The organism is Pseudomonas sp. CMR5c, from assembly GCF_003850545.1.
GTDB classification, from domain to species: Bacteria; Pseudomonadota; Gammaproteobacteria; order Pseudomonadales; family Pseudomonadaceae; genus Aquipseudomonas; species Aquipseudomonas piscis.
Window position 1 is genome coordinate 1913467 of sequence record NZ_CP027705.1, and the last position, 24956, is coordinate 1938422.

General features: G+C 64.9%; 25 protein-coding genes. 20 read left to right on the top strand and 5 right to left on the bottom strand.

Features of this window, described 5'->3' with window-relative positions; translation table 11 throughout:
- Positions 1–151: 151 nt before the first annotated feature.
- The 7 genes from C4K40_RS08970 to C4K40_RS09000 all read left to right on the top strand — a co-directional run bounded on the left by C4K40_RS08970 (position 152) and on the right by C4K40_RS09000 (position 8481).
- Positions 152–1645 (top strand): cytosine permease, encoded by a 1494-nt coding sequence (locus tag C4K40_RS08970; protein ID WP_083456962.1) that lies wholly within the window; start codon positions 152–154, stop codon positions 1643–1645.
- A gap of 36 nt (positions 1646–1681) precedes the next feature.
- Positions 1682–2446: an SDR family NAD(P)-dependent oxidoreductase gene (locus C4K40_RS08975; protein ID WP_053135743.1), complete on the top strand. Its 765-nt coding sequence runs from the start codon at positions 1682–1684 to the stop codon at positions 2444–2446.
- Positions 2447–2450: 4 nt separating this feature from the next.
- Positions 2451–3512 (top strand): aldo/keto reductase, encoded by a 1062-nt coding sequence (locus C4K40_RS08980; protein WP_083456963.1) that lies wholly within the window; start codon positions 2451–2453, stop codon positions 3510–3512.
- A gap of 63 nt (positions 3513–3575) precedes the next feature.
- Positions 3576–4460, top strand: a complete 885-nt coding sequence (locus C4K40_RS08985; protein WP_053135749.1) for a polysaccharide deacetylase — start codon at positions 3576–3578, stop codon at positions 4458–4460.
- 58 nt (positions 4461–4518) lie between these two features.
- Positions 4519–5574, top strand: coding sequence for an AraC family transcriptional regulator (locus C4K40_RS08990; protein ID WP_053135752.1), 1056 nt, complete (start codon positions 4519–4521; stop codon positions 5572–5574).
- 110 nt (positions 5575–5684) lie between these two features.
- The gene (locus C4K40_RS08995; RefSeq protein WP_053135755.1) at positions 5685–7442 is read left to right on the top strand and encodes an amidohydrolase; all 1758 of its coding nucleotides are present in this window, start codon (positions 5685–5687) and stop codon (positions 7440–7442) included.
- A gap of 64 nt (positions 7443–7506) precedes the next feature.
- Positions 7507–8481 carry a GTP-binding protein gene (locus C4K40_RS09000; RefSeq protein WP_053135758.1) on the top strand — a complete coding sequence of 325 codons (975 nt, stop codon included), beginning with the start codon at positions 7507–7509 and terminating at the stop codon, positions 8479–8481.
- An 18-nt stretch (positions 8482–8499) separates the two neighbouring features.
- Here C4K40_RS09000 and C4K40_RS09005 read toward each other — a convergent pair whose 3' ends face one another.
- Positions 8500–9132, bottom strand: a complete 633-nt coding sequence (locus tag C4K40_RS09005) for a LysE family translocator (RefSeq protein WP_053135761.1) — start codon at positions 9130–9132, stop codon at positions 8500–8502.
- Positions 9133–9170: 38 nt separating this feature from the next.
- A complete protein-coding gene (locus tag C4K40_RS09010) occupies positions 9171–9797 on the bottom strand; it encodes an alanyl-tRNA synthetase (RefSeq protein WP_053135764.1) in 627 nt (208 codons plus the stop codon).
- Positions 9798–9886: 89 nt separating this feature from the next.
- On the opposite strand from C4K40_RS09010, the gene C4K40_RS09015 reads away from it, so the two are divergent.
- Positions 9887–10831, top strand: a complete 945-nt coding sequence (locus tag C4K40_RS09015; RefSeq protein WP_031321230.1) for a LysR family transcriptional regulator — start codon at positions 9887–9889, stop codon at positions 10829–10831.
- Between the two features lie 75 nt (positions 10832–10906).
- Here the strand turns inward: C4K40_RS09015 and C4K40_RS09020 are convergent, their stop codons facing one another.
- Together C4K40_RS09020 and C4K40_RS09025 are read right to left on the bottom strand one after the other, a co-directional pair.
- Positions 10907–11314 (bottom strand): PA2817 family protein, encoded by a 408-nt coding sequence (locus tag C4K40_RS09020; RefSeq protein ID WP_053135767.1) that lies wholly within the window; start codon positions 11312–11314, stop codon positions 10907–10909.
- Positions 11315–11541: 227 nt separating this feature from the next.
- A complete protein-coding gene (locus C4K40_RS09025; RefSeq protein ID WP_053135770.1) occupies positions 11542–13989 on the bottom strand; it encodes an acyl-CoA dehydrogenase in 2448 nt (815 codons plus the stop codon).
- 225 nt (positions 13990–14214) lie between these two features.
- Between C4K40_RS09025 and C4K40_RS09030 the strand changes: the two genes are divergently transcribed.
- From C4K40_RS09030 to C4K40_RS09045, 4 genes are all read left to right on the top strand, one after another.
- Complete coding sequence (locus tag C4K40_RS09030; RefSeq protein WP_053135772.1) at positions 14215–14874, top strand: transglutaminase family protein; 660 nt, start codon at positions 14215–14217, stop codon at positions 14872–14874.
- A gap of 42 nt (positions 14875–14916) precedes the next feature.
- Positions 14917–15540, top strand: a complete 624-nt coding sequence (locus tag C4K40_RS09035; protein WP_031321232.1) for a glutathione S-transferase family protein — start codon at positions 14917–14919, stop codon at positions 15538–15540.
- Between the two features lie 132 nt (positions 15541–15672).
- On the top strand, positions 15673–16605 hold the full coding sequence (locus C4K40_RS09040; RefSeq protein ID WP_022643151.1) for an ABC transporter ATP-binding protein: 933 nt from the start codon (positions 15673–15675) through the stop codon (positions 16603–16605).
- Entirely contained in the window at positions 16602–17381 is a 780-nt protein-coding gene (locus C4K40_RS09045; RefSeq protein WP_022643152.1) for an ABC transporter permease, read from the top strand. Before C4K40_RS09040 ends, C4K40_RS09045 begins: the two co-directional genes overlap by 4 nt.
- A gap of 51 nt (positions 17382–17432) precedes the next feature.
- On the opposite strand, the gene C4K40_RS09050 is transcribed toward C4K40_RS09045, so the two are convergent.
- Positions 17433–17948 (bottom strand): DUF2062 domain-containing protein, encoded by a 516-nt coding sequence (locus C4K40_RS09050; RefSeq protein ID WP_031321234.1) that lies wholly within the window; start codon positions 17946–17948, stop codon positions 17433–17435.
- Between the two features lie 140 nt (positions 17949–18088).
- Between C4K40_RS09050 and C4K40_RS09055 the strand changes: the two genes are divergently transcribed.
- The 8 genes from C4K40_RS09055 (at position 18089) to murB (ending at position 24951) form a co-directional block, all read left to right on the top strand.
- On the top strand, positions 18089–20320 hold the full coding sequence (locus C4K40_RS09055) for a DNA internalization-related competence protein ComEC/Rec2 (RefSeq protein ID WP_053135774.1): 2232 nt from the start codon (positions 18089–18091) through the stop codon (positions 20318–20320).
- A gap of 102 nt (positions 20321–20422) precedes the next feature.
- Positions 20423–21058, top strand: a complete 636-nt coding sequence (locus C4K40_RS09060) for a MotA/TolQ/ExbB proton channel family protein (RefSeq protein WP_022643155.1) — start codon at positions 20423–20425, stop codon at positions 21056–21058.
- The gene (locus tag C4K40_RS09065) at positions 21055–21483 is read left to right on the top strand and encodes a biopolymer transporter ExbD (RefSeq protein WP_022643156.1); all 429 of its coding nucleotides are present in this window, start codon (positions 21055–21057) and stop codon (positions 21481–21483) included. Before C4K40_RS09060 ends, C4K40_RS09065 begins: the two co-directional genes overlap by 4 nt.
- Positions 21483–22493, top strand: coding sequence for a tetraacyldisaccharide 4'-kinase (gene lpxK, locus C4K40_RS09070; RefSeq protein WP_053135777.1), 1011 nt, complete (start codon positions 21483–21485; stop codon positions 22491–22493). Before C4K40_RS09065 ends, lpxK begins: the two co-directional genes overlap by 1 nt.
- Before the next feature lie 25 nt (positions 22494–22518).
- A complete protein-coding gene (locus C4K40_RS09075) occupies positions 22519–22704 on the top strand; it encodes a Trm112 family protein (protein ID WP_011060103.1) in 186 nt (61 codons plus the stop codon).
- On the top strand, positions 22701–23465 hold the full coding sequence (gene kdsB, locus C4K40_RS09080) for a 3-deoxy-manno-octulosonate cytidylyltransferase (RefSeq protein WP_053135780.1): 765 nt from the start codon (positions 22701–22703) through the stop codon (positions 23463–23465). The genes C4K40_RS09075 and kdsB overlap by 4 nt, the downstream gene beginning before the upstream one ends.
- Complete coding sequence (locus tag C4K40_RS09085) at positions 23465–23929, top strand: low molecular weight protein-tyrosine-phosphatase (RefSeq protein ID WP_022643158.1); 465 nt, start codon at positions 23465–23467, stop codon at positions 23927–23929. The genes kdsB and C4K40_RS09085 overlap by 1 nt, the downstream gene beginning before the upstream one ends.
- Positions 23926–24951, top strand: a complete 1026-nt coding sequence (gene murB / locus C4K40_RS09090) for a UDP-N-acetylmuramate dehydrogenase (RefSeq protein ID WP_022643159.1) — start codon at positions 23926–23928, stop codon at positions 24949–24951. Before C4K40_RS09085 ends, murB begins: the two co-directional genes overlap by 4 nt.
- Positions 24952–24956 lie beyond the last annotated feature (5 nt).

Consider the following 24956-nt stretch of genomic DNA (forward strand, 5'->3'; position numbering starts at 1 on the left):
TGCCCTTGTCCGGGGGGCTCCAGCGGCCTGCAATCATGTCGGAAAATGATATTTTATTGATCGAATATGATATTGAATCCAATGGCGCCGGGACCTAGTTTCTCCATCGAAAGCAACTTGCCCCTACCTATAAGAATAAAGGTATGCGTCGATGACCCCCGGATCGCCTTCTGCCACCACCGTCGAAAGCCGTGGTGTCGACACTGTCCCGGTCGGTGAAAGAAACTACCGCCCTTGGCATGTGTTCACGGTCTTGTACGGCAGCAACCTGACCTACAGCGTCATCATCTTCGGATCCTTTCCCATCCTGTTCGGCCTGAGTTGGTGGGCTTCGGTCGCTTCCATCCTTTGCGGCTGCCTGATCGGTTCCCTGCTGCTGGCGCCCATGAGCCTGTTCGGCCCGCGCACCGGCACCAACAACGCGGTGTCCAGTGGCGCGCATTTTGGTGTCGCCGGACGTTTCATCGGCACCTGCCTGGCCTTGTTCTCGGCCCTGGGTTTCATCGCCATCACCATCTGGACCAGCGGCGATGCACTGGCGGCGGGTTTCGGCAGAATGATGGGGATCACTCCCGGGCCATTGCACCAGGCCGCCTGCTACGCCCTCATCGCGATCGTGGTGATAGTGGTGGCGGTACGCGGTTTTCATCTGTTGGTGCGTATCCAGGAGCGCCTGATGATGCCGTTGATGAGCGCGGTGCTGTTGCTCGGCTTGCTGGCATTCGGCGAGGGTTTCGATGCCGGTTACGCCGGCGGGGAATATGCCCTGGGCGATTTCTGGCGGACCTGGATCAGCAGCATGCTGATCAATGCCTCGGTGGTGCTGTCCTATGGCGTCTTCGTCGGCGACTGGACGCGCTATATCGATCCCCAGCGCCACTCCTGCCCGAGCATCATGGCCTACACCTTTTTCGGTGGCGTCCTGGGCATGGGCGGGCCCATGCTCTGGGGTGCCTTCGTCTGCATCAGCTTCGCCGGCGAGGCGGCCAACTTCATCCCGGCGCTGATCTCCCATTCACCCTCCTGGTATGTCGCCGGCCTGGTGCTGCTGGGCCTGGTCGCCGGCATCGCCCAGGCGACGGTCGGCCTCTACGGCACCGGGCTGGACACCTCGTCGTTGATCCCGCGCCTGAATCGCCAGCAAGCCACGCTGGGAATCGCGATGGTCGCCGTGGCGCTGGTCTACCTGGGGGTGTTCGCCTGGAGTGCGGTCAGCGTGGTCAATGCCTTCCTGGTCTTGCTGCTGGTGATCACCGCGCCCTGGATCCTGATCATGACCATCGGCTATGCCCAGCGGCGTGGCCACTACCACTGCGATGACCTGCAGGTCTTCACCCGGGCACAGACCGGCGGGCGCTACTGGTATGTCCGCGGCATCAATTGGCGGGCCACGGGTGCCTGGCTGGCCGCCGCGCTACTGGGCCTGGCCTTCTGCGCGGCACCGCCGCTGTATACCGGGCCCTGGGCCCACCTGGCTGGAGGCCTGGACCTGAGCTTCGTCGTGGCTTTCGTCTGCGGCGGCCTGCTGTTCTATCTGTCGCTGCTGCTCTATCCCGAGCCGGCCTATGTCTTCGGGCCTTCGGGCCCCGGGCTGGGCACCCGGGAGGCGGCGGGGGCGGCGCCCCGTGAAATCCACTTGCACTGACTTTCCTTCCTTCGTCTGTCCAGGAGTATCCCGACCATGGCTTCAGGTCCCGCTGTTTTCGCAGATAGTTGCGTCATCGTCACCGGAGGTGCCCAGGGCATGGGCGCGGAACACGCGGCCGAGTTACTGCGGCGTGGTGCCCGGGTGGCGATCTTCGATATCGATGAAACCGCGCTGGGGCAGGCTAGGGCGCAACTCGCCGGCCTCGGACCGTTGCTGGCGCTGAAGGTCGACATGAGCGATCGCCCAGCGGTGGAGGCGGCGGTGGCCCGTACCGCACAGCTGTTCGGCGGGATCGACGCCCTGGTCTCCAACGCTGGCACCGTGCACGCCCAGCAGGGCCTGCTCGACACCGACGATGCCGACTGGGACCGGACCATGGCGGTACATGTGGGTGGGGCCCGGAACCTGTGCCGGGCGGCGCTGCCCTGGTTGGAACAGAGCCGCCACCCACGGATCGTCATCATCTCCTCGATGTGGGCCCAGCGCGGTCCGGGCTTCGGCCATGCCTACTGCACAGCCAAGGGCGCGTTGCTGGGCTTGGCGCGCAACCTAGCAGTGGAACTGGGGCCCAAGGGCATCCTGGTCAATACCGTGGCCCCGGGGAGCGTGGCCACGCGGATGGCCGCCGACTACGGCCCCGAGGCGATCGCCGAGGATTGCAAGAGCATCCCCCTGGGACGCTGGGGCGATGCCTGGGAAATCACCCGGCTGGTGTGTTTCCTGGCATCCGCCGAAGCCGCCTACCTGACCGGCCAGACCATCGCCATCAACGGCGGCCAGATCATCGCGGGGTATTGACGCCATGGCTCCACAAGCATGCGGCACGACGGTGGCCACGGCCGTGGGGGCACGGCGGGTGCTGGGGCGCACGGGGCTGCGGGTATCGCCGGTGGCCCTGGGCACGATGCAGTTCGGCTGGACCGCCAGTGACGTGCAATCGATGCGCATCCTCGACGCCTACCGCGCAGCGGGCGGCAACCTGATCGATACCGCCAACATGTATGGCGGTGACCAGAGCACCGAGCAGTTCGCTGCCAACCGGGCCCATGTCGGCATGAGCGAAGACATCATCGGCCGCTGGTTGCAAACCCGGGGCGGGCGAGATGACCTGGTGCTGACCACCAAGGTGCGGGCGCGCATGTGGGAGGGGGCCGACGGCGAAGGGTTGACCCGGGCCCACATCATGCGTGCGGTGGAGGACAGCCTGCGGCGCCTGCGTACCGAGTGCATCGATGTGTTGTATGCCCATTGGCCCGATCCCCAGGCCCATCCCGAGGAGTGGCTGGAGGCCTTCGGCGACTTGATTCGCCAGGGCAAGGTCGGGGTGGCTGGCACCTCCAACTTCTGCGGTTTCGAGACGTTCGGCGACTTGCTCACACCGCTGCTGGAACTGGCCCGGCGCGGCAGCGGTTATCCGGCGATCCAGGTGGAGCAGCCACGTTTCAACCTGCTCAACCGTGGCGAGTACGAGCCGGCACTGCAACGCATCGCCCTGGACCATGGGCTGGGCATCGTCACCTACTCCAGCCTGGCCAGCGGTTTTCTGGCCGGAGCGGTGCCGCTGCGCCAGGCACCTTGCGGATCGCGGGCGCGCTTCCTGGCGCAGTACTGCGTGGAGGAGGGCTGGCAACTGCTCGAAGCCCTGCAGCAGATCGCCCGGGACCTGCAGGTCCCGATGGCCGCCGTGGCCCTGGCCTGGACCCAGGCGCAGCCGGGCGTCACCTCGACCCTCATCGGTCCGGACCGGCTCGAGCAACTGGCCGAGGCCTCCTGGTCGCCTGCCATCCGCCTGGACCAGGAGCAACTGGCCTGCCTGGACCGCCTGTCCTGGCGGTTGTCCCGGCCCGAATTCGTGCAGTGGTGAACGGCCGCCGGAGTACCGGCCCCGACACCCTGTCTCCATCGATATTTTCTTGAGGACCCTCATATGTCCGGATCACTCCCCGATCTGCCGCGCTTTCCCTGGCCCCATGGCAAGCAGGCCGCCGTGGCCTGGAGCTTCGACGTCGACGCCGAAGCCGCGATCCTGAGCAACGATCCCGTGGCCCGGTATCGCCTGGCGATGATGACCCACCAGATGTTCGGGCCCGAGGTCGGAGTGCCGCGGATTCTCGATGTCCTGCGGCGTTATGGCTTGCGCAGCACTTTCTTCATCCCCGGCTATACCGCCGAGCGTTATCCCGATATGGTGCGCGCCATCGTCGATGGCGGGCACGAGATCGGCCACCACGGCTACCTGCATGAGCCTTTGCGGGACATGAGCGCGCAACAGGAAGCGGATGTACTCGATCGCGGCCTGGAGGCCCTGGAGCGGGTCGCCGGGATGCGTCCCCGGGCTTTTCGCGCACCCTTGGGTGAAATGTCATTCCTCACGCCGCCATTGCTGGCCGATCGCGGTTTTCACTACGACAGCTCGCTGATGGACAGCGACGCTCCGTACCTGCTGGATGTCGGCGATGGCAGCGGGCGGACCCTGGTGGAATTGCCGTTCCACTGGTCCAGCGACGATTGGGAGCAATACAACTGGATTCCCGGTTTCGACGATGGCCGCCCCATCGAGACTCCGGGCAAGGTACACGAGCTGTGGTGGACGGAGATCGAGGCCCAGGTGCGTTATGGCGGCCTGTTCAACCTGGTCAACCATCCCTTCGTCAGCGGACGTGCGTCGCGCATCCACGCCATGGAGCAGATGATCGAGCGCCTGTTGGACGACGAGCGCATCTGGTTCGCTTCGCTGGGGGACATCGCCGAGCATGTCCACTCGCTGGAGCTGGCGCCACGGGTGCATACGCCTTACCACTGGCCTTATTGAATGACGCTTATGGGGCTAGCCTGCTGTGAGCACAGGTTGCCGGGAGGAGAGCAGGAACATGGTGCGCTTGATCGCCACGCAGGAAACCAATCGTATCGCCGCCAACTTCCTGCGGCATCTGCGTCGCTGCCTGCGGGACTTTGCCCCGCCGTTCGACTTGTCGGCGGCGCTGTACCAGGTGGGTGTCGACGCCAAGGCCGTGCTGGCCGGCGACGAACACGGCCTGAGTTTCCGGCAGTACTACCAGTTGCTCGAGCAAATCCCCGAAACCATGGCCGAGCAGGGCTTCTACCTGCGCCTGGGAGCGCTCTACGACATCACCGATATCGGCCTCTTGGGGTATGCCTGCCTGAGTGCGGAAAACCTGCGCAAGTCCTGGGACCTGACCTTCGGCAGCACGCCGTTGCTGCCCCATCCGCTGAACGGCACCAGGCAGGTGTGCGACGGGCGGGTCGAGGTGATCCTCGATTCGCCCCTGCACCCGAGCAATATCCGGGGCTTGCAGGAGGAATGGATGGCCTCCACCTGGCACTGGATCTGCCAGCGCCTGCCTGCAGTCAGCGGCAGTCGGGAGCTGCGCCTTGAACTGGATTACCCGGCGCCGGCCTACAAGGCGCTCTATGGCGAGATCTTTCCTGGGCGGATCGAGTTTTCCCGGCCCTGCACCCGATTGTCGTTTCCCGAAGCCTGGTACGAATTGCCGTTTCCGGCGGCCAACCCCTCTACGTCGCGCCTGTGTCATGAACAATGCCTGCTGGTCATGGCCCAGCTCGATGGCAACAAGAGCGATCTGATCGATGAGGTGCGGCGTCGCTTGCTGATGAATCCCCAGCGCGAGTTTCCCAGCCTCGAGGCCATGGCCGAACGGTTCAGGATGACCCCGGTGACTTTCTACCGGCACCTGGCCAGGGCCGGAGTCAATTACCGCACGGTGGTCCTCGAGGTGCGCATGGGGCTGGCCAGGGAGTACCTGGAGAAGACTCGTATTCCCTTGCAGGAAGTTAGTTACACCCTGGGTTATGACTATCCGCCGAACTTCTACCGAGCGTTCAAGAAGTGGTTCGGCATGACCGCCCAGGAGTGTCGTTTCGGCCTGGAACAAGTCGCTCGGTGATCAACTTGCCGGTTGCCGCCTAATGATATTCGAATGCCGGGAGATGATATTGAGGGCACGTTGGGGTTGATGGATCTTGTTCGCTAGATATCCCTGGCGAAGGTGTTCACATGAACAGCAACAAGAACAACAACTTCAAGTCGAGCCACACCGGGCATGGCACCGCAAAATCCGACACGGTATTCATCAACGGCAGCATCTACACCGTCGATGAACGACAACCCTGGGCCGAGGCGGTGGCGATAAAGGACGGGGTCTTCGTCGCGGTAGGCAGCAATGCCCAGATCCAGGCGCATGTCGATGAACATACCCGGGTGGTGGACCTGGAAGGTGCGTTCGCCATGCCGGGTATCTATGACATGCATACCCACCCCGACCTGGCCCTGGCGCCAGGCTACTCGGGCTACCTGGAGGTCGGCCTGGACAGCCCCACGCCGCAAGACATCGAGGCCAGCATCCTCAAGTACGCCAGCGAGCATCCGGGCGACGGCTGGATCTACGGGCAGTACTTCGTCCACTTCGAGTTTCGCAAGGCCGGGATCGAGCCTGGCCGTGCCTGGCTGGACCGGATCATCGCCGATCGCCCGGTGGCGATCCTCGACCGCTCCTGGGGTTCGATCATGGTCAACTCCAAGGCCCTGGAGCTGGCCGGCATCGATGCGCAGACCAAGGACCCGGCCAACGGCTACATCGTCCGCGACTCGGTGACCGGCGAGCCCAGCGGCATCCTGGTGGACGGTGGCTACGCCATGATCCATGCGGCGATGCCGCCCACTCCGATGCACGCCCTGGTCCGTGCCTATGGCGAAGGCGTGCAGTACCAGACCGGTCGCGGGGTGGTCGGGACCAAGTACGTGCACGTCTGCGAGCATCGCCTCAATGCCCTCAAGACCCTGGACGATGCCGGGGACCTGACGCTGCGGGTCGAGGCGGCGATCAGTTGGCAAGACGATATCTTCCCGGTCAGGCGGCGTTGGGAGTTGCTCGCCGGCGAGCGGCACTTCTATCGCAGTGCCCGCTTGAATGCCGGCGCGGTGAAGTTCCACTTCGACGGCACCCACGAGACCCAGTCCTCGTATTTCGCCACGCCCTACAGCGGCGCCGGGCAGTGGCGCGGCAGCCTGAACCTGACCCCGGAGCACATCACCGACCTGGTGGTGGACCTGGACCGCCAGGGCATCCGCGTGATCGCCCACTGCACCGGCGATGCGGCGTCGGATATTTTCCTCGACGCGGTGGCCGAGGCCCGGCGGCGCAATGGGCCCGACGGCGTACGCCATCACTGTGCGCATTCATCGGTACTGCTGAACGAGAACCTGCCGCGTTTCAAGGACCTGCAGGTCACCGCCGACTTCTCCCCGGTAGCCTGGTATCCCTATCCGTTCTCCATGGCCCGGGCCCAGGCCAATGGCGAGGAGCGCTCCCAGCGCCTGTTCAACTTCAAGGGCGTGCTCGAGGCCGGCGGGGTGGCGGTGATGGGCACCGACTGGCCGGTATCCAACATCAACCCGTGGATCGGCTTCGAGACCATGATCACCCGCCAGAACCCCTGGGATCAGAGCGACGAGCGTTACTACGGCAGCCCCATTTCCCTGGAGCAGGCGATCCGCGTGATGACCATCAACGGCGCCTGGTGCATGGAGCTTGAGCATCGTTGCGGCAGCATCGAGGTGGGCAAGTCGGCGGACCTGATCGTGCTCGACCGCAACCTGTTCGAGCTCGAGCCCCGGGGCAATATCCACAACACCCAGGTCGAGCTCACCGTCCTGGAGGGCCGCGTGGTCTGGGATCGGCACGATCGTTTCGGCGGCACGCCCTGGCAGGCGCGCTGGCGCAAGGACCTGCCGCAGTTCTACGACAAGATGTAGCTGGTTGCGGGTGTGCCAGTCATTCGCGCGCTGAGCGCTCTGAACTTTCAAGGGTGAGAAAACAATGTCATCGATACTTCCAACCATTCATGTGAGTGTCATCTCCGGCTTTCTCGGCTCCGGAAAAACCACTTTGTTGAACCGTATCCTCAATGGCGACCATGGATTGAAGATCGGCGTCATGGTCAATGATTTCGGTGAGATAAACATCGATGCCGGTTTGATCGTCAGTGCCACGCAAAATATCACCAGCCTGGCCAATGGCTGTATTTGCTGCACGGTGGAAAGCGATCTCATCGAGCAACTCGAGAAGTTGTGCAGCATGGTCGAGGGGCGGCCCGAGCATATCCTGATCGAGACCAGTGGCGTCTCCGATCCCGGGCGGGTTGTGCACACCTTGAGGTACCCGCAGTTTCGCCAGCGGCTGGCCCTGGACACCGTGGTGGTACTGCTCGATGCCGAACGCCAGGGCGAACTGCCGCAGGAAGTCAGGCCCCTGGCCCAGGAACAACTGGCTGCCGCCGACATCGTGGTGATCAACAAGGTCGACCTGGTGAGCCCCGAGCGCCTGCAGGCACTCAAGCACCAGTGGCTGTTTCCCCGGGCCAAGGTCCATGAGGCGGTGTTTGCCGACATCCCCCTGCCGTTCATTTTCGATATCCGTCCCCATCGCCTGGTGCCGCTTGCCCGCCATGACGGCCAGCCAGCCTCCCGCCGGCACGACCAGTTGTTCAGCAGCTTCAGCTGGCAGAGTACGGCGCCCTTGTCCCTGCAAGAGCTGCGCAAGGTCCTGGGGGAGTTTCCGGAGCATGTCTATCGCGCCAAGGGTTTTGTCCAGCTGGAGGACTATCCCGGGCAGCGCTTCATCCTGCACCTGGTGGGCTCGCGCCTGGATATCCAGCCCGCCGGGGCCTGGCCGGAGCAAGACGCGCCGGGCAGCCATTTGGTGGTGATCGGTTCCAGGCAGCTGGATGCCGATGCATTGCGCGCTTGCCTTGAGCGTTGCGTCGGCCGCCGGGCATTGGCGGCCGTCAGCTAGCACGGCGGTCCGGGCGGCTCAGAGCGAGAGCAGCAAGCGCCCGGCGAACAGCAGCAGGACCAGGCCCATGCCGCGTTCGAACCAGTGTCCCAGGCGCATGAACAGCGAGCGCACCCGGGCGCTGGAAAAGAACAGCGCGACGATGACGAACCACACTCCGTTCACCAGGCACATCCAGGCGCCATACAGCGCCTGGATAGCCAAGGGCGTGGTGGCGCTGACCAGGGTGGTGAAGATCGCCAGGAAGAACAGGGTCGCCTTGGGATTGGTGGCGTTGGTCAGGAAACCGGTGACGAAGGCCCGGGCCGCCGTCGGTTGCGGCTCCTGGTCGGGCGAGTCGCCGGGCAGGGCGGACTTGGCCTTGCTGCGCAGCAGGCTGATGCCCAGGTACAGGATGTAGGCGGCGCCCAGCAGCTTGGCGCCGCCCAGCAGCCAGGGCGTGGCGTGCATCAGGGCGCCGACCCCCAGCAAGGTATAGAGCACGTGGACCGAGATGCCGGCGCCGATCCCCAGGGCGGTGCAGGTGCCGACCAGCCGGCCGAAGCGCACGCTCTGGCGGATGGTGACGGCGAAGTCCGGCCCGGGAGCGAGCACGGCGAGAAAGTGAACCAGCGCCAGGGTGGCGAATTCACCCAGATAGGTGGACAACATGGAGACTCCGCAAAGCAGGTGGGCGAGCGAGGGCGGGTTCAGGCCAGGTCGTAGCTGACCGAGAGCACGCCCTTTTTTTCCGTTACCGATTCAATTCGTACCTGGCCCAGTTCTCGCAGCCGAGACACGTGGGTACCACCGCAACCGAAGGTGGGCAGCGGGCCGAAGCCGACCTGGCGCATGCCGTCCTGCAGCTCGATGCGGCGTTGCAAGTCCGCGCTTATCCATTGCTCGATGGCGTTGTGCACCAGGTCGGCATCGATGGCCTGTGCTGCCGGCCCCGGCTTGAACGACACCCGGCCTTCGCCCGGCCAGTGGTGGGCCTTGACCGGTATCCAGCCCTGGCTCTGGCCGAAGTGGCCGATCAGGTGCCCGGCCGAGTGCATGCGGCTGTTGAACAGGCGTTGGTCCGGGTCCACCCGGGCGATGAAAGAACCAGGCTCCAGGGGCTGGGACAGGTGGTGCAGGATCTGTTCACCCTCCTGCAGCACCCGCAATACCCGGGTCTCGCCAATCCGGCCGGTGTCGCTGGGTTGGCCGCCGCCCTGGGGGTGGAAGGGCGTGGCGTCGAGGGTGGCGATGAACGAGTCGTCCACCCTGGTGCAGTCCAGGACTTGCACCGGGACATTCAATTCATCGTCTTGGAAATACAGGCGCAGCGTCATGGTCGAGACCTTGCAAGTGAGTGTTTTTTTATTATGTGGCGGCCTCGATTGCGTGATAATCCGTTCGAAACTCAATGGACTATTGCGTCATGAGCATAAATCTACCCCTGCCTTTGCTGGCCGAAATGGCCATTTTCGTCCGCGTGGTGGAGACCGGCAGCTTCTCCGAGGCCGCGCGCCAGCTGGGCTCTTCGCCTTCGGCGGTGAGTCGCAGCGTTTCGCGTCTGGAGAAGGCCCTGGCCACCCGCTTGCTGCAACGCACCACCCGCAAGCTGCGCCTGAGCGACGGTGGCGAGGAAGTGTTCAAGCGTTGCTGCGAGATGGTCAGCGCGGCGCGTTCGGTGATGGAGATCAGCGGCCAGTTCACCCACGAGGCCCAGGGCGTGGTGCGGGTCAGCGTGCCCAAGGCGGTGGGGCGTTTTGTGGTGCACCCGCATATGCCCGAGTTCCTGCGGCGTTACCCGAAGGTGGATGTGGAGTTGCTGCACGAAGACCGGGACGTCGACCTGATCGACGATCATGTCGACCTGGCGATCCGCATCACCGACCGGCCGCCGCCAGGGTTGATCGGCCGCCAGTTGTTGCGCATCGACCATTTGCTGTGTGCCACGCCGCAGTACCTGGCGGAGCACGGTACGCCGGTCCATCCCCAGGACCTGCGCCAGCACAGTTGCATCTACTTGGGCGAGACGCCCAGCGACGCGCGCTGGAAGTTCACCCAGGGCAGCAAGGCGGTCACCGTGGCGGTGCGTGGGCGCTACGCCGCCAACCACACCGGCGTACGCCTGGATGCGGTGCTGCAGCACCTGGGGATCGGCAGCCTGCCGTACTTCACCGCGCGCCATGCCCTGGAGCAGGGCTTGATAGTGCAGGTGCTGCCGGAGTGGACCTTCCTGGCCTCCTACCATGGCGGCGCCTGGCTGCTGCACTCGCCGACCCGCTACCTGCCGCCCAAACTGCGGGTGTTCATCGATTACCTGGTGGAATGCCTGGCCAAGGAGCCGACCTTGGGCCGGCCGGGCAGGGCGCCCTAGTCGCCGGCAAACGGCGCCCATGAAAAAGGCCCGCCGGTGCAACCGTGCGGGCCTTGGTGACGCCAGGCGTATCGATCAGTGCTTGCTGTCCTGGTCGGAGAGCGCCAGCAGCTGTTTTTCCTGGTTCCAGTCGAAGGGCTCGTCGTTCTGCTCGGCCTCGTAGCGCCGCTCCTCGAGGGCCTGGAACAGGTCGATTTCCTCGTCGGGCATGTAGTGCAGGCAGTCGCCGGCGAAGTACCACAGCAGGTCGCGCGGCACCAGGTGGGCGATCTGTGGGTAGCGTTGCATGATCTGGCACAGCAGGTCCTGGCCCAGGTACTGGCTTTCGATCGGATCGATCGGCAGCGAGGCGCGCAGTTCATCGAAGCGCTCCAGGAACAGCGCGTGGCTTTCTTCGGGAACCTGTTCGGCTTCTCCCACGGCCACCAGGATGCTGCGCAGGTGGTCCAGCAGGACGAGATGATCGGCGACGGCGTTGGACATGACAGGGTCCTCAAGAGCAAAACGGGCGCGGGAGTATATAGCTCCCGCGCCCGGTTTCATAATCGACCAGCCCAAGGGCGGTCGCCTGGCAGGCCATCGAAAAACTACCTGCGTTGCCATCGCTGCGTTAAAGCCCGGTCAAAATGTTCATTGACCACTCGTAAACTGCGCTTTTTCGCCTGTTTTGCCTTGCGCTGGCTGTCTCGCTTACCTCTTTCAACGGCCTGCTAGCGGGTCTTGCCTTCGCTCAAGGTCAACTCTTCCTTGGCGAAGTCATCCACATCGATGACTTTGCGCCGCGCTGCTTCGGCCGCGTGCAGGCTTTGCGCCTCGGCTGCCTGCAGGACACCGGCCTCCAGCGCGGCGTCGATGACCGACTCGCCGGCAGCAGGCTTGAACTGGCCGCTTTTCAACGCCTCGTGCAGGCGCTTGTACTGCGGGTGCGCGGCGCTGAGCAGTTCGCTGGCATGCTGCAGGGCACCCACCGGATCGTCCGCCGCTTGTGGGCGGTAGCAACCGGCCAGCACCGCTTCCAGGGCAGGATCGCCCTTGGCCCGGCCGACGATCGCCGCCACTTCGGCGTCCAGTCGGTCCGAAGGGCCGGTATGGCGCCGGCCGAAGGGAAACACCAGGACCCGCAGCAGGCAGCCGAAGGTGCGGCTGGGGAAGTTGCGCAGCAGTTCGTCCAGGGCTCGTTCCGAGTGGCCAAGGCTTTCTTCCATGGCCCAGGCCAGCAGCGGTTGCAGGTACTCCGGCGAGTCCAGGTCGTGGTAGCGCTTGAGCGCCGCCGAACCCAGGTACAGGTGGCTCAGCACATCGCCCAGGCGTGCGGACAGGCGCTCGCGGCGCTTGAGTTCGCCACCCAGGAGCATCATCGACAGGTCGGCGAGCAGGGCGAAGGCCGCGGCCTGGCGGTTCAAGGCGCGGAAGTAGCCCTGGCTGAGGCTGTCCCCCGGGGCTTTTTCAAAGCGGCCCAGGCCCAGGTTCAGCACCAGGGTGCTGGCGGCGTTACTCACGGCGAAGCCGATGTGCTTGAGCAGCAGGGCATCGAACTCCTTCAGGGCCTGGTCATGGTCCTCGCGCCCGGCCAGGGCCATTTCCTTGAGCACGAAGGGATGGCAGCGGATCGCTCCCTGGCCGAAGATCATCAGGTTGCGCGACAGGATGTTGGCGCCTTCCACGGTGATGAAGATCGGCGCGCCCTGCCAGTTGCGGCCCAGGTAGTTGTTGGGCCCCATGATGATGCCCTTGCCGCCGTGCACGTCCATGGCGTGGCCGATGCATTCGCGGCCGCGCTCGGTGAGGTGGTACTTGAGGATCGCCGACAGCACCGAGGGTTTTTCCCCCAGGTCCACGGCATTGGCGGTGAGCATGCGCGCGCTGTCCATCAGCCAGGCATTGCCGCCGATGCGCGCCAGGGCTTCCTGGATGCCTTCGAAGGCCGCCAGCGGCACGTTGAACTGCTCACGTACCTGAGCGTACTGGCCGGTGACCAGGCTGGTGAACTTGGCGGCGCCGGTGCCCACTGCCGGTAGCGAGATGGAGCGTCCCACCGACAGGCAGTTCATCAGCATCATCCAGCCCTTGCCGAGCATCTCCTGGCCGCCGATGAGGAAGTCCAGGGGGATGAACACGTCTTTGCCGGAGTTGGGGCCATTCATGAATGCGGCGCCCAGGGGCAGGTGGCGGCGGCCGATTTCCACCCCGGGGGTGTCGGTGGGGATCAAGGCCAGGCTGATGCCCAGGTCCTCTTCGTCGCCCAGCAGGTGGTCCGGGTCATGGGCCTTGAAGGCCAGGCCCAGCAGGGTGGCGACCGGCCCCAGGGTGATGTAGCGCTTTTCCCAGTTCAGGCGCAGACCGAGGGTTTCCTGTCCTTGCCACTGGCCCTTGCAGATGATCCCGGTGTCCGGCATGGCGCCGGCGTCGGAGCCGGCCAGGGGGCCGGTCAGGGCGAAGCAGGGAATGTCGTCGCCCCGGGCCAGGCGTGGCAGGTAGTGGTTGCGCTGTTCGTCGGTGCCGTAGTGCAGCAGCAGTTCGGCCGGGCCCAGGGAGTTGGGGACCATGACCGTGGAGGCCAGGTCGCCGCTACGGGTCGCCAGCTTCATTGCCACCTGGGAGTGGGCGTAGGCCGAGAAGCCCTTGCCGCCGTACTCCTTGGGAATGATCAGGGCGAAGAAACCATGCTCCTTGATATGTGCCCAGGCCTCCGCAGGCAGGTCCATCTGCTGGCCGATCTGCCAGTCGCTGACCATGGCGCAGAGCTCTTCGGTGGGACCATCGATGAAGGCTTGTTCTTCCTCGGTGAGCTGGACCTTGGGGTAGGCCAGCAGGGTGTTCCAGTCAGGACGCCCGCTGAACAGCTCGCCATCCCACCACACGGTGCCGGCGTCGATGGCGTCGCGCTCGGTTTGCGACATCGGCGGCAGGACTTTCTGGAACCAGTTGAACAGCGGGGCGCTGAAATGCTTGCGCCGCAGGTCGGGTAGCAACAGGGGCGCGGCCACTGCCGCCAAGAGCACCCAGCACACCAGTAGCAACCAGCCGGGAGCGTGGCTGAAGATGCCCATGGCCAGCAGGTAGATGGCGACTGCGCCCAGGGCGGGCAACGGAGCGGTGCGGCGGTGTGCCAGGTAGGCGATGCCTGCCAACAGAACCAGTATCCACAACAACAGCATATTCAATCCTCCATGAGGCCAGGGACCCGAAGCACCTTCAGAGCTTAGCCGGCGTGCGGCCAAGCGGGTGCCCGGGGCGGTGCGGGGCAGGCTGGCCCTGGCCGGTGAACGTCGGCTGCACATTCCGTCCGGCTGGGTGAAGCAGGCCATGATCTTTGGCCGAAACGTCGTTATCTCTGTGCTGGATGCCTCTATAGACTCAGGGTTCACCTGGAGGTTATGCCCATGCACGAGTACCTGCGTCCCAGCCGCTTCATCGATAGTGACCACCCTGCGGTGGTGGAGTTCGCCGAATCTCATCGCGGTGTCGATCGTGATCCCCGGCAGCAGGCGATGAGCCTCTACTACGCGGTGCGCGAGGCCGTGCGCTACAACCCCTATACCTTCAGCCTCGATCCCGGAACCCTGCGCGGCAGCCATGCCCTGGCCACGGGGGAAAGCTATTGCGTGCCCAAGGCCACCTTGCTGGCCGGTTGTGCCCGGCACTGCGGGATTGCGGCACGCATCGGCCTGGCCGATGTGCGTAATCACTTGTCGCCCCCGCACCTGCTGGAGTTGTTGCGCAGCGACGTGTTCGCCATGCACGGCTACACCGAGTTGTACCTGGATGGGCGCTGGGTCAAGGCCACGCCGGCGTTCAACCAGGACCTGTGCGAGCTGTTCGATGTGGCACCGCTGGATTTCGACGGTGTGCAGGACAGCGTGTTCCAGCCCTTCAACCGCCAGGGCGAGCAGGCGATGGAGTACCTGGTGGACCATGGGCAGTTCGCCGATGTCCCGGAGCACTTCTTTTTCGACCACCTGAAAAAATGCTATCCGCATCTGATCGGCCAGCCGCAATTCACGGGACTTGGTGATATGCACAGCGATTTGAGTCGCGACTGATCAGGCGTAGACTGCCCCGGCATTCATTACCGAGGGATGGTCATGCTGAAGATCTGGGGCCGCAAGAATTCATCGAATGTCAGGAAGGCGCTGTGGTGCGCCGAAGAGCTGGGGCTGGCCTATGAGTCCCTGGATGCCGGCGGCGCCTTCGGCGTGGTGGACACCCCCGAGTACCGGGCGCTGAACCCCAACGGTCGGATCCCGATGATCGAGGACGAAGGTTTCGTGCTCTGGGAATCCAACACCATCGTACGCTACCTGTTGGCCCGGCATGCCGCCGGCACGCCCTGGTATCCGACCGACGTGCAGGCCCGGGCCAGCGCCGAGAAGTGGATGGACTGGACCACCTCGACCTTCGCTGATGTATTCCGTCCCCTGTTCTGGGGGGTACTGCGCACCCCTTCGGCCGAGCAGGACTGGGTGCGAATCGACGCCGCCAGGGACACCTGTGCCCAGTTGCTGGAGCGGGTCGACCAGGCCCTGGCGAACCAGCCTTACCTGTCCGGCCAGGAGATCGGCATGGGCGATATTCCCCTGGGCAGCTTCATCTACGCCTGGTTCGAGATGCCCATCGAGCGCCCGGCGCTACCCCACCTGCAGGCCTGGTACCAGCGGCTGGCAGCACGGCCGGCCTACCGTCGAGCGGTGATGACCGCTTTGACTTAATACCCACTATCGATACGCATGACTGTACTTGCAGGGCGCCGGCCCGCAACATGGCGGGCGTCCGGCAATGTTGCAATCGACCCGGCCTGCCCTTACCTATAAAACTTCCCCTTCTTGGTGCATGAATCCGATATGAGTTCCGCTCTGTCCATCCGGCAGCTAACCAAAACCTACGGCAACGGTTTCCAGGCCCTGAGTGGTATCGATCTGGACGTCGCCGAGGGTGATTTCTTTGCCTTGCTCGGTCCCAATGGGGCCGGTAAATCCACCACCATCGGCATTCTCTCGACCCTGGTGAACAAGACCAGCGGCACGGTGAATGTCTTCGGCCATGACCTGGACCGCCAGCCGGCCGCGCTCAAGCGCAGCATTGGCGTGGTGCCCCAGGAGTTCAACTTCAACCAGTTCGAGAAGACTTTCGACATCGTCGTGACCCAGGCCGGCTACTACGGCATCCCGGCGAAGATCGCCAAGGAGCGGGCCGAGCAGTACCTGACCCAGCTCGGCCTGTGGGACAAGCGCGATGTACCTTCGCGCTCGCTGTCCGGCGGCATGAAGCGCCGGTTGATGATCGCCCGGGCCCTGGTCCACGAGCCGCGCCTGCTGATCCTCGACGAGCCGACCGCCGGGGTCGACATCGAGCTGCGCCGTTCGATGTGGAGCTTCCTCACCGAGCTCAACCAGAAGGGCATCACCATCATCCTCACCACCCATTACCTGGAAGAGGCCGAGCAGCTGTGCCGCAACATCGGCATCATCGACCACGGCACCATCGTCGAGAACACCAGCATGCGCCAGCTGCTCAGCCAGCTGCATGTGGAAACCTTCCTGCTCGACCTCAAGCATGACTTGCACGTGGTTCCGCAACTGGCCGGCTATCCGACCCGCCTGGTGGATAGCCATACCCTGGAGGTCCAGGTGGACAAGGCCGTGGGCATCACGGCCCTGTTCAGCCAGCTGGCGCTGCAGAACATCGAGGTGCTGAGCCTGCGTAACAAGACCAACCGACTTGAGGAGCTGTTCGTGTCCCTGGTGGAGAAAAACCTGTCGAAGGTGGCGGTATGAGTTCGGAGTTCAAGCCCAACCTGGTAGCGCTCAACACCATCGTCTACCGCGAGGTCCGGCGCTTCACCCGGATCTGGCCGCAGACCCTGCTGCCGCCGGCCATCACCATGGTCCTGTACTTCGTCATCTTCGGTAACCTGATCGGCCGGCAGATCGGCGACATGGGTGGTTTCACCTACATGGAGTACATCGTGCCGGGGCTGATCATGATGTCGGTGATCACCAACTCCTACGGCAACGTGGTGTCGAGCTTCTTCGGCAGCAAGTTCCAGCGCTCCATCGAGGAATTGATGGTGTCGCCGGTCTCGCCCCACACCATCCTCATCGGCTATACCCTGGGCGGCGTGTTGCGCGGGCTGATGGTGGGGATCATCGTGACCTTGCTGTCGCTGTTCTTCACCAAGCTGCAGGTGCACCACCTGGGCGTCACTGTGCTGGTGGTGGTGCTGACGGCCACGATCTTCTCGTTGCTGGGCTTCATCAACGCGGTATTCGCGCGCAACTTCGACGATATCTCGATCATCCCGACCTTCGTGCTGACGCCGCTGACCTACCTGGGCGGAGTGTTCTACTCGATCAACCTGCTGCCGCCGTTCTGGCAGACCGTGTCCCTGGCCAACCCGGTGTTGCACATGGTCAACTCGTTCCGCTACGGCATCCTCGGGGTTTCGGATATCAGTATCGGCACGGCGATCACGTTCATGCTGGTGGCCACCGCGGTGCTCTACATAGGCTGTGCCAGGTTGCTGGTCAGCGGGCGCGGCATGCGCCAGTAGGCAACTGCCCCATCAACGACAACGGCCTCCCTCGGGAGGCCGTTGTCGTTTCTAGCGCCGCTGCAGCTTGCGGCGTTGCCATTGGCGGCCGACCCACCAGCGCCAGTAGAGCATGGTCAGGCAGTAGGCCAGGGCGCCCAGGGCCAGGCCAGCCACCACCGAACCGAGCAGGAAAGGTTGCCAGAGGGTGGCCAGCTGGCTGCTGATCCACTCCCAGGTGAGGCTGTCGGGCAGGGTGCGCGGCGGCACGTTCATTAGCCAGGCGCCTAGCTGATAGGTGCAGAAGAACACCGGGGGCATGGTGATGGGATTGGTCAGCCATACCAGGCTGACGCTGATGGGCATGTTGCCCCGCAACCAGATGGCCAGCACCGCGGCCAGCAACATCTGCATCGGGATCGGGATGAAGGCGGCGAACAGGCCCACGGCCATGGCGCGGGCCACGGAGTGCCGGTTGAGGTGCCAGAGGTTGGCGTCATGCAGCAAGGTGCCGAGAAAGCGTAAGGACTTGTGTTCCCGGATGCTGGTGGGATCTGGCATGTAACGTTTGAATAAGCGCCGGGGCATAAGGCTTCTCGGTCGGGTCAAGCGGTAATTATGACTGGATTGTAAACAGGGCAAATTCAGACATTGTGACAAATGATAAAGCCGTGTCCGGCCGTCCTCGGCTAAGCCAAGGGTAGGGCTCGTCATGGATGGATTGGCTGATGCGAACAGGGATGCTGGGCTTGGCCGCGGGGCTTCTGGCGCTGGGTTTTCTGCCGGCCTTGCCGCCGCTCTGGTGGTTGTTGCCGGTATTGGTGCTGGCCTTGCTGCTGTTGCCGTTTCGTACACATCCGGTGGCATTTTTCCTATTCGGCTTCAGTTGGGCCTGTGCCTGTGCGCAGTGGGCGCTCGACGATCGGTTGGCGTCGCGCCTGGACGGCCAGACTCGCTGGCTGGAAGGACGGATCACCGGTTTGCCGGAGGCTGGGGCGCAGGTGGTGCGGTTCGAGTTGCAAGATGCCCAGGCCCGACGCGAGCGCCTGCCACGGCGAATTCGCGTGAGCTGGCGTGACGGGCCGCCGGTCAAGAGCGGCGAGCGCTGGCGCCTGGCGGTGACACTGCGCCGCCCCGTGGGATTGCTCAACGTACAGGGGTTCGACTACGAGGCGTGGCTGCTGGCGCGGCGTATCGGCGCCGTCGGTACGGTCAAGGATGGCCAGTTGCTGGCGCCGGCCCAGGGCGCCTGGCGCGACCGCTTGCGCCAGCGCTTGCTGGCGGTGGAGGCCCATGGCCGGGGCGGAGGGCTGGCCGCATTGGTGATGGGGGATGGTTCCGGGCTGACGCGAGAGGACTGGCAGCTGTTGCAAGACACCGGCACCGTGCACCTGATGGTCATTTCCGGGCAGCACATCAGCCTCTTGGCGGGGGTGATCTATCTCGTCGTGGCGGGGCTGGCGCGGCTCGGCGCCTGGCCCGCGCGCTGGCCATGGCTGCCGTGGGCCTGTGTCCTGGGCTTTCTCGGGGCGTTGGGCTACGGGTTGCTCGCGGGGTTCGACGTGCCGGTGCAGCGCGCCTGCGTGATGGTGGCCCTGGTCCTGCTCTGGCGCTTGCGCTTTCGTCACCTGGGCACTTGGTGGCCGCTGCTGCTGGCGCTGGATGCGGTGCTGTTGCTCGAACCCCTGGCCAGCTTGCAACCGGGTTTCTGGCTGTCGTTCGCGGCGGTGGCGATCCTGATCTTCACCTTCGCCGGGCGGCTGGGGGCCTGGCGCTGGTGGCAGAGCTGGACCCGCGCCCAATGGCTGATAGCGATCGGCCTGCTGCCGCCGATGCTGGCCCTGGGCCTGCCCATCAGTCTCAGCGGTCCGCTGGCCAACCTGCTGGCGGTGCCTTGGGTCAGCCTGCTGGTGTTGCCGCCGGCTTTGCTGGGAAGCCTGTTGTTGCCCCTGCCAGTGGTGGGCGAAGGCTTGTTGTGGCTGGCCGGTGGGCTGCTGGAGGGACTGTTCCGTGTGCTGGGGCTGATCGCCGGATGGTGGCCGGCCTGGGTCGCGCCGCTGTTGCCCGGCTGGATCTGGAGCCTCGCCAGTCTGGGGGCGTTGTTGCTGTTGCTGCCGCCCGGCGTGCCGCTGCGGATTCTCGGCTGGCCGCTGTTGCTGTTGGTGGCCTGGCCGCCGCAGCCTCGAGTGCCCTTCGGCGAGGCCGAAGTCTGGCAGCTGGATGTGGGCCAGGGGCTGTCGTTCGTCCTGCGTACCCGTAACCACGCGATGCTGTACGACGCGGGCGCCCGTAGCGGCGATTTCGACCTCGGCGAGCGGGTAGTGGTGCCGACCCTGCAGCGCTTGGGCATCCACCAGCTGGACCTGATGTTGCTCAGCCATGCCGATAACGATCATGCCGGTGGCGCCCAGGCGGTGCAGCGGGCGTTGCCGGTTCGCCTGGTGCGTAGTGGCGAGCCCGAGGCATTGCCGGCCATCCTGCAAGCCATGCCGTGCGAGTCCGGGGCGAGCTGGCAATGGGATGGCGTGCGTTTCCGCCAGTGGCAATGGGCAGGGGCGCGCGATGGCAACCAGGCTTCCTGTGTGTTGCAGGTCGAGGCCCGGGGTGAGCGCCTGCTGCTCACTGGCGACATCGATATCCATGCGGAGCGGGCTTTGCTCCAGGGCCCGCTGGCGCAGCGGACCCATTGGTTGCAGGCGCCGCACCATGGCAGCCGGACCTCTTCGTCCATGGCCCTGCTACAACGGTTGGCGCCCGACGCGGTACTGGTTTCCCGGGGCCGGGGCAATGCCTTCGGTCACCCGCACCCGCAGGTGGTGGCGCGTTACCGGAGCCTGGGCGTGGCGCTTTATGACAGTGCCGAGCAGGGCGCGTTGAGGTTGCGCCTGGGGGCTTTTGCGCGGCCCTACAGCGTGCGCGAGCAACGGCGGTTCTGGCGTGAGCCGGTAACAATGCCTTAAATAACCGTGGGTTATTAAAGCCTGGAAACATGCGACATCACGGTCTTCGGTGCGTCCGGCCCCTATGTTAGAGTGGCGCACTTTTTCGAGGGGGCTGTCACTGTGTGGGAATTGGTCAAATCCGGCGGCTGGATGATGCTGCCGATCATCCTGAGTTCCATCGCGGCCGTGGGCATCATCGCCGAGCGCTTGTGGACCCTGCGGGCCAGCCGTGTGACCCCGCCCCACCTCCTGGGCCAGGTCTGGCGCTGGATCAAGGACAAGCAGCTGAACAAGGACAAGCTCAAGGAACTGCGTGCCGATTCGCCCCTGGGCGAGATCCTGGCCGCGGGCCTGGCCAACTCCAAGCATGGCCGCGAGATCATGAAGGAATGCATCGAGGAAGCGGCGGCCCGGGTCATCCACGAGCTGGAGCGCTACCTCAACGCCCTGGGCACCATCGCCGCCATGGCGCCGCTGCTGGGCCTATTGGGCACCGTGCTGGGCATGATCGATATCTTCAGCTCGTTCATGGGCTCGGGCATGACCACCAACGCCCATGTGCTGGCCGGAGGTATCTCCAAGGCCCTGATCACCACCGCTGCGGGCCTGATGGTGGGGATCCCCTCGGTGTTCTTCCACCGTTTCCTGCAACGCCGGGTCGATGAGCTGGTGGTGGGCATGGAGCAGGAGGCGATCAAGCTGGTGGAAGTGATCCAGGGCGACCGCGATGTCGACCTGGCCGAGGGCGCAGCGTGAAATTCCGTCGCAAACCCCGGGAAACCGTGGACATCAACCTCGCGTCGCTGATCGATGTGGTGTTCATCCTGCTGTTGTTCTTCGTGGTCACCACCACCTTCACCCGGGAAACCGAATTGCGTGTCGACCTGCCCGAAGCCGTCAGCGGCTCGCCGGCCGAGGACCAGCAGATCAAGCAGCTGGATATCGCCATCAGCGCCGACGGGGTGTTCTCGGTGAACAACCAGGTATTGCCCAAGAACGACCTGGCGACCCTGATCGAGGCCTTGCAGAAGGAATCCGCTGGCGATACCAACCTGCCGCTGTCCATCAGCGCCGACGGCAAGACCCAGCATCAAGCGGTGATCACTGCCATGGACGCGGCCGGCAAGCTCGGTTTCAGCCACCTGCGCATGACCACCGTCGAGGCGGCGCCGGCTCCCTGATGGCACTTTCCGATCGTTTGCTCGCCGCCTGGTACCAGGGCCATCGCGCACTGAAACTGCTGCAGCCACTGGAATGGCTGTACCGCCGTATCGTGGTGGGCAAGCGCCAGCGCTTCCTGGCCGGCGAGGGCGAGATCTACCAGCCGCCGGTGCCCCTGGTGGTGGTGGGCAACATCACGGTCGGTGGCACCGGCAAGACTCCGTTGATCCTGTGGTTGGTGGAGCATTGCCAGCGCCTCGGCCTGCGCGTCGGCGTGGTCAGCCGTGGTTATGGCGCCAAGCCAGCCCAGTTGCCCTGGCGGGTCACGGCCACGGACAGCGCCGAGGTGGCGGGCGACGAACCGCTGCTGATCGTCCAGCGCTGCGGCGTGCCATTGATGATCGATCCCGATCGCAGCCGCGCGGTGCAAGCCCTGCTCGCCGCCGAGCCGCTGGACCTGATCCTCTCCGACGATGGCCTGCAGCATTACCGCCTGGCTCGCGACCTGGAGCTGGTGCTGATCGACGCGGCCCGCGGCCTGGGCAATCGCCGTTGCCTGCCGGCCGGCCCGCTGCGCGAGCCGGTGGAGCGCCTGCACAGTGTGGATGCCGTGCTGTACAACGGTGCCGCCGCCGATCGCGACGATGGTTTCGCCTTTGAGCTCCAGCCTTCGGCGCTGATCAACCTGCAAAGCGGCGAGCGTCGTCCGCTGGCGCATTTCACCCTGGGGCAAGCGGTGCACGCGGTGGCCGGCATCGGCAACCCCCAGCGTTTCTTCAATACCCTTGAAACGCTACACTTGCGACCTGTCCCCCATGCATTTGCCGACCATGCCCAATACAGTGCGCAGGCCTTGGCCTTCACCCCGTCGTTGCCGCTGGTCATGACCGAGAAAGATGCGGTCAAGTGCCGCGAATTCGCGGCGGCCGACTGGTGGTACCTGGCGGTCGACGCGGTGCCATCGCCAGCCTTCGTCGCCTGGTTCGACACCCAGTTGATGCGCCTGCTGCCTGACCGTCTATTGCCTTAAACCGCTTCTATCCAGGGAAACCCTCATGGACACCAAACTGCTCGACATCCTGGCCTGCCCGATCTGCAAGGGCCCTCTCAAACTCAGCGCCGACAAGACCGAGCTGATCAGCAAGGGCGCCGGCCTGGCCTATCCGATCCGCGACGGCATCCCGGTGATGCTGGAAAGCGAGGCTCGCACCCTGACCACCGAGGAGCGCCTGGACAAATGACCAGCGCCTTCACCGTTGTCATCCCGGCGCGTTTCGCCTCCACCCGCTTGCCGGGCAAGCCGCTGCAGATGATCGCCGGCAAGCCGATGGTCCAGTGGGTCTGGGAGCAGGCCCGCAAGAGCCGCGCCGAGCGCGTGGTGGTGGCTACCGACGACCAGCGTATCGTCGATGCGTGCCAGGGCTTTGGCGCCGAAGCGCTGCTGACCCGTGAAGACCACAACTCCGGCACCGACCGCCTGGCCGAGGTCGCCACCCAGCTGGGGCTGGCGGCGGACGCTATCGTGGTCAACGTCCAGGGTGACGAGCCGCTGATCCCGCCGGCGGTGATCGACCAGGTGGCGGCCAACCTGGCGGCCCATCCCGAAGCGCGCATGGCCACCCTGGCCGAGCCGATCGAAGATGCACAGACCCTGTTCAACCCCAACGTGGTCAAGGTGGTCAGCGACCTCAACGGCCTGGCGCTGACCTTCAGCCGCTCGACCCTGCCTTGGGCCCGTGACGCCTTTGCCCGCAATCGTGACGAACTTCCCGCCGGCGTGCCTTACCGCCGCCATATCGGCATCTACGCCTACCGTGCCGGTTTCCTCCATGACTTCGTCAACTGGGGGCCTTGCTGGCTGGAGAACACCGAGTCCCTGGAGCAGCTGCGGGCCTTGTGGCACGGCGTGCGCATCCATGTGGCCGATGCCCTCGAAGCCCCGCCCACCGGCGTGGATACCGCCGAAGACCTCGAGCGCGTCCGACGCCTGCTGGAGGCCTGATGCAGGTCCTGTTCGTCTGCCTGGGCAACATCTGTCGCTCACCCACCGCCGAAGGCGTGTTGCGCCACAAACTGCGTGCAGCCGGTCTTGCCGAGCAGGTACAAGTGGCTTCCGCCGGCACCAGCGACTGGCACGTCGGCAAGGCGCCGGACTCCCGCAGCCAGCGGGCGGCGTTGCAGCGCGGCTACGACCTGTCGGCGCAACGGGCGCAGCAGGTCAGCAGCGCCGACTTCTCGCGCTATGACCTGATCTTCGCCATGGACCAGAGCAACCTGCGCAACCTCAAGGCCCTGCAACCGGCCAATGGCAAGGCCGAGCTGGACCTGTTCCTGCGCCGCTACGAGGCGGTGCGCGACGAGGTGCCGGACCCGTACTACGACGGTGAAAAGGGTTTCGAGCAAGTGCTGGACCTGATTGAAGCGGCCTGTGATCGCCTGGTGATCGAATTGAAGGGGCGCCTATGAGCCTGGTCATCCAGTCCGATGTGTCGCTCAAGCCGTTCAACAGCTTCGGGGTCGAGGTCAAGGCCCGGCTGTTCGCTCAGGCCCATGATGACGCCGAAGTCCGTGAGGCCCTGGACTACAGTCGCGAGCACCAGTTGCCATTGCTGGTGATCGGTGGCGGCAGCAACCTGCTGCTGGCCGGGGATATCCAGGCCCTGGTGCTGCGCATGGCCAGCCGCGGTACCCGCCTGCTCGAGGACGATGGGCAGCGGGTGGTGGTGGAAGCCGAAGCCGGGGAGCCCTGGCACCCCTTCGTCCAGTGGACCCTGGGGCAGGGCTTGTCCGGGTTGGAGAACCTCAGCCTGATTCCCGGCACCGTCGGTGCCGCGCCGATGCAGAACATCGGTGCCTATGGTGTCGAGATCAAGGACGTGTTCGCCGGTCTCACCGCCCTCGATCGGCAGACCGGCGAGTTGCGCGAGTTCGACCTGGAGCAGTGCCGGTTCGCCTACCGCGACAGCCTGTTCAAGCAGGAGGTTGGTCGTTGGCTGATCCTGCGGGTGCGTTTTGACCTGAGCCGGGCCGAGCATCTGCACCTTGAGTACGGTCCGGTACGCCAGCGCCTGGCGGAGCAGGGCATCGAGCGGCCCACTGCCGGCGATGTCAGCCAGGCGATTTGCAGCATTCGCAGCGAGAAGCTCCCGGACCCGGCGGTGCTGGGCAATGCCGGCAGCTTCTTCAAGAACCCGGTGGTGCCGGCGGCGCTGGCGGAGCGCATTCGCCAGGCGCACCCAGGCCTGGTGGCCTACCCCCAGGCGGATGGGCAGATGAAGCTGGCGGCCGGCTGGCTGATCGAGCAGGCAGGCTGGAAGGGCTTTCGCGAGGCCGATGCCGGGGTCCATCGCTTGCAGTCGCTGGTGCTGGTCAACTACGGCAACGCCAGCGGACGGCAGTTGTTGGCGTTGGCCCAGAGGATCCAGCGCGACATCGCCGAGCGTTTCGGCGTCGAGCTGGAGATGGAGCCCAACCTCTACGGAGCATGACCGTT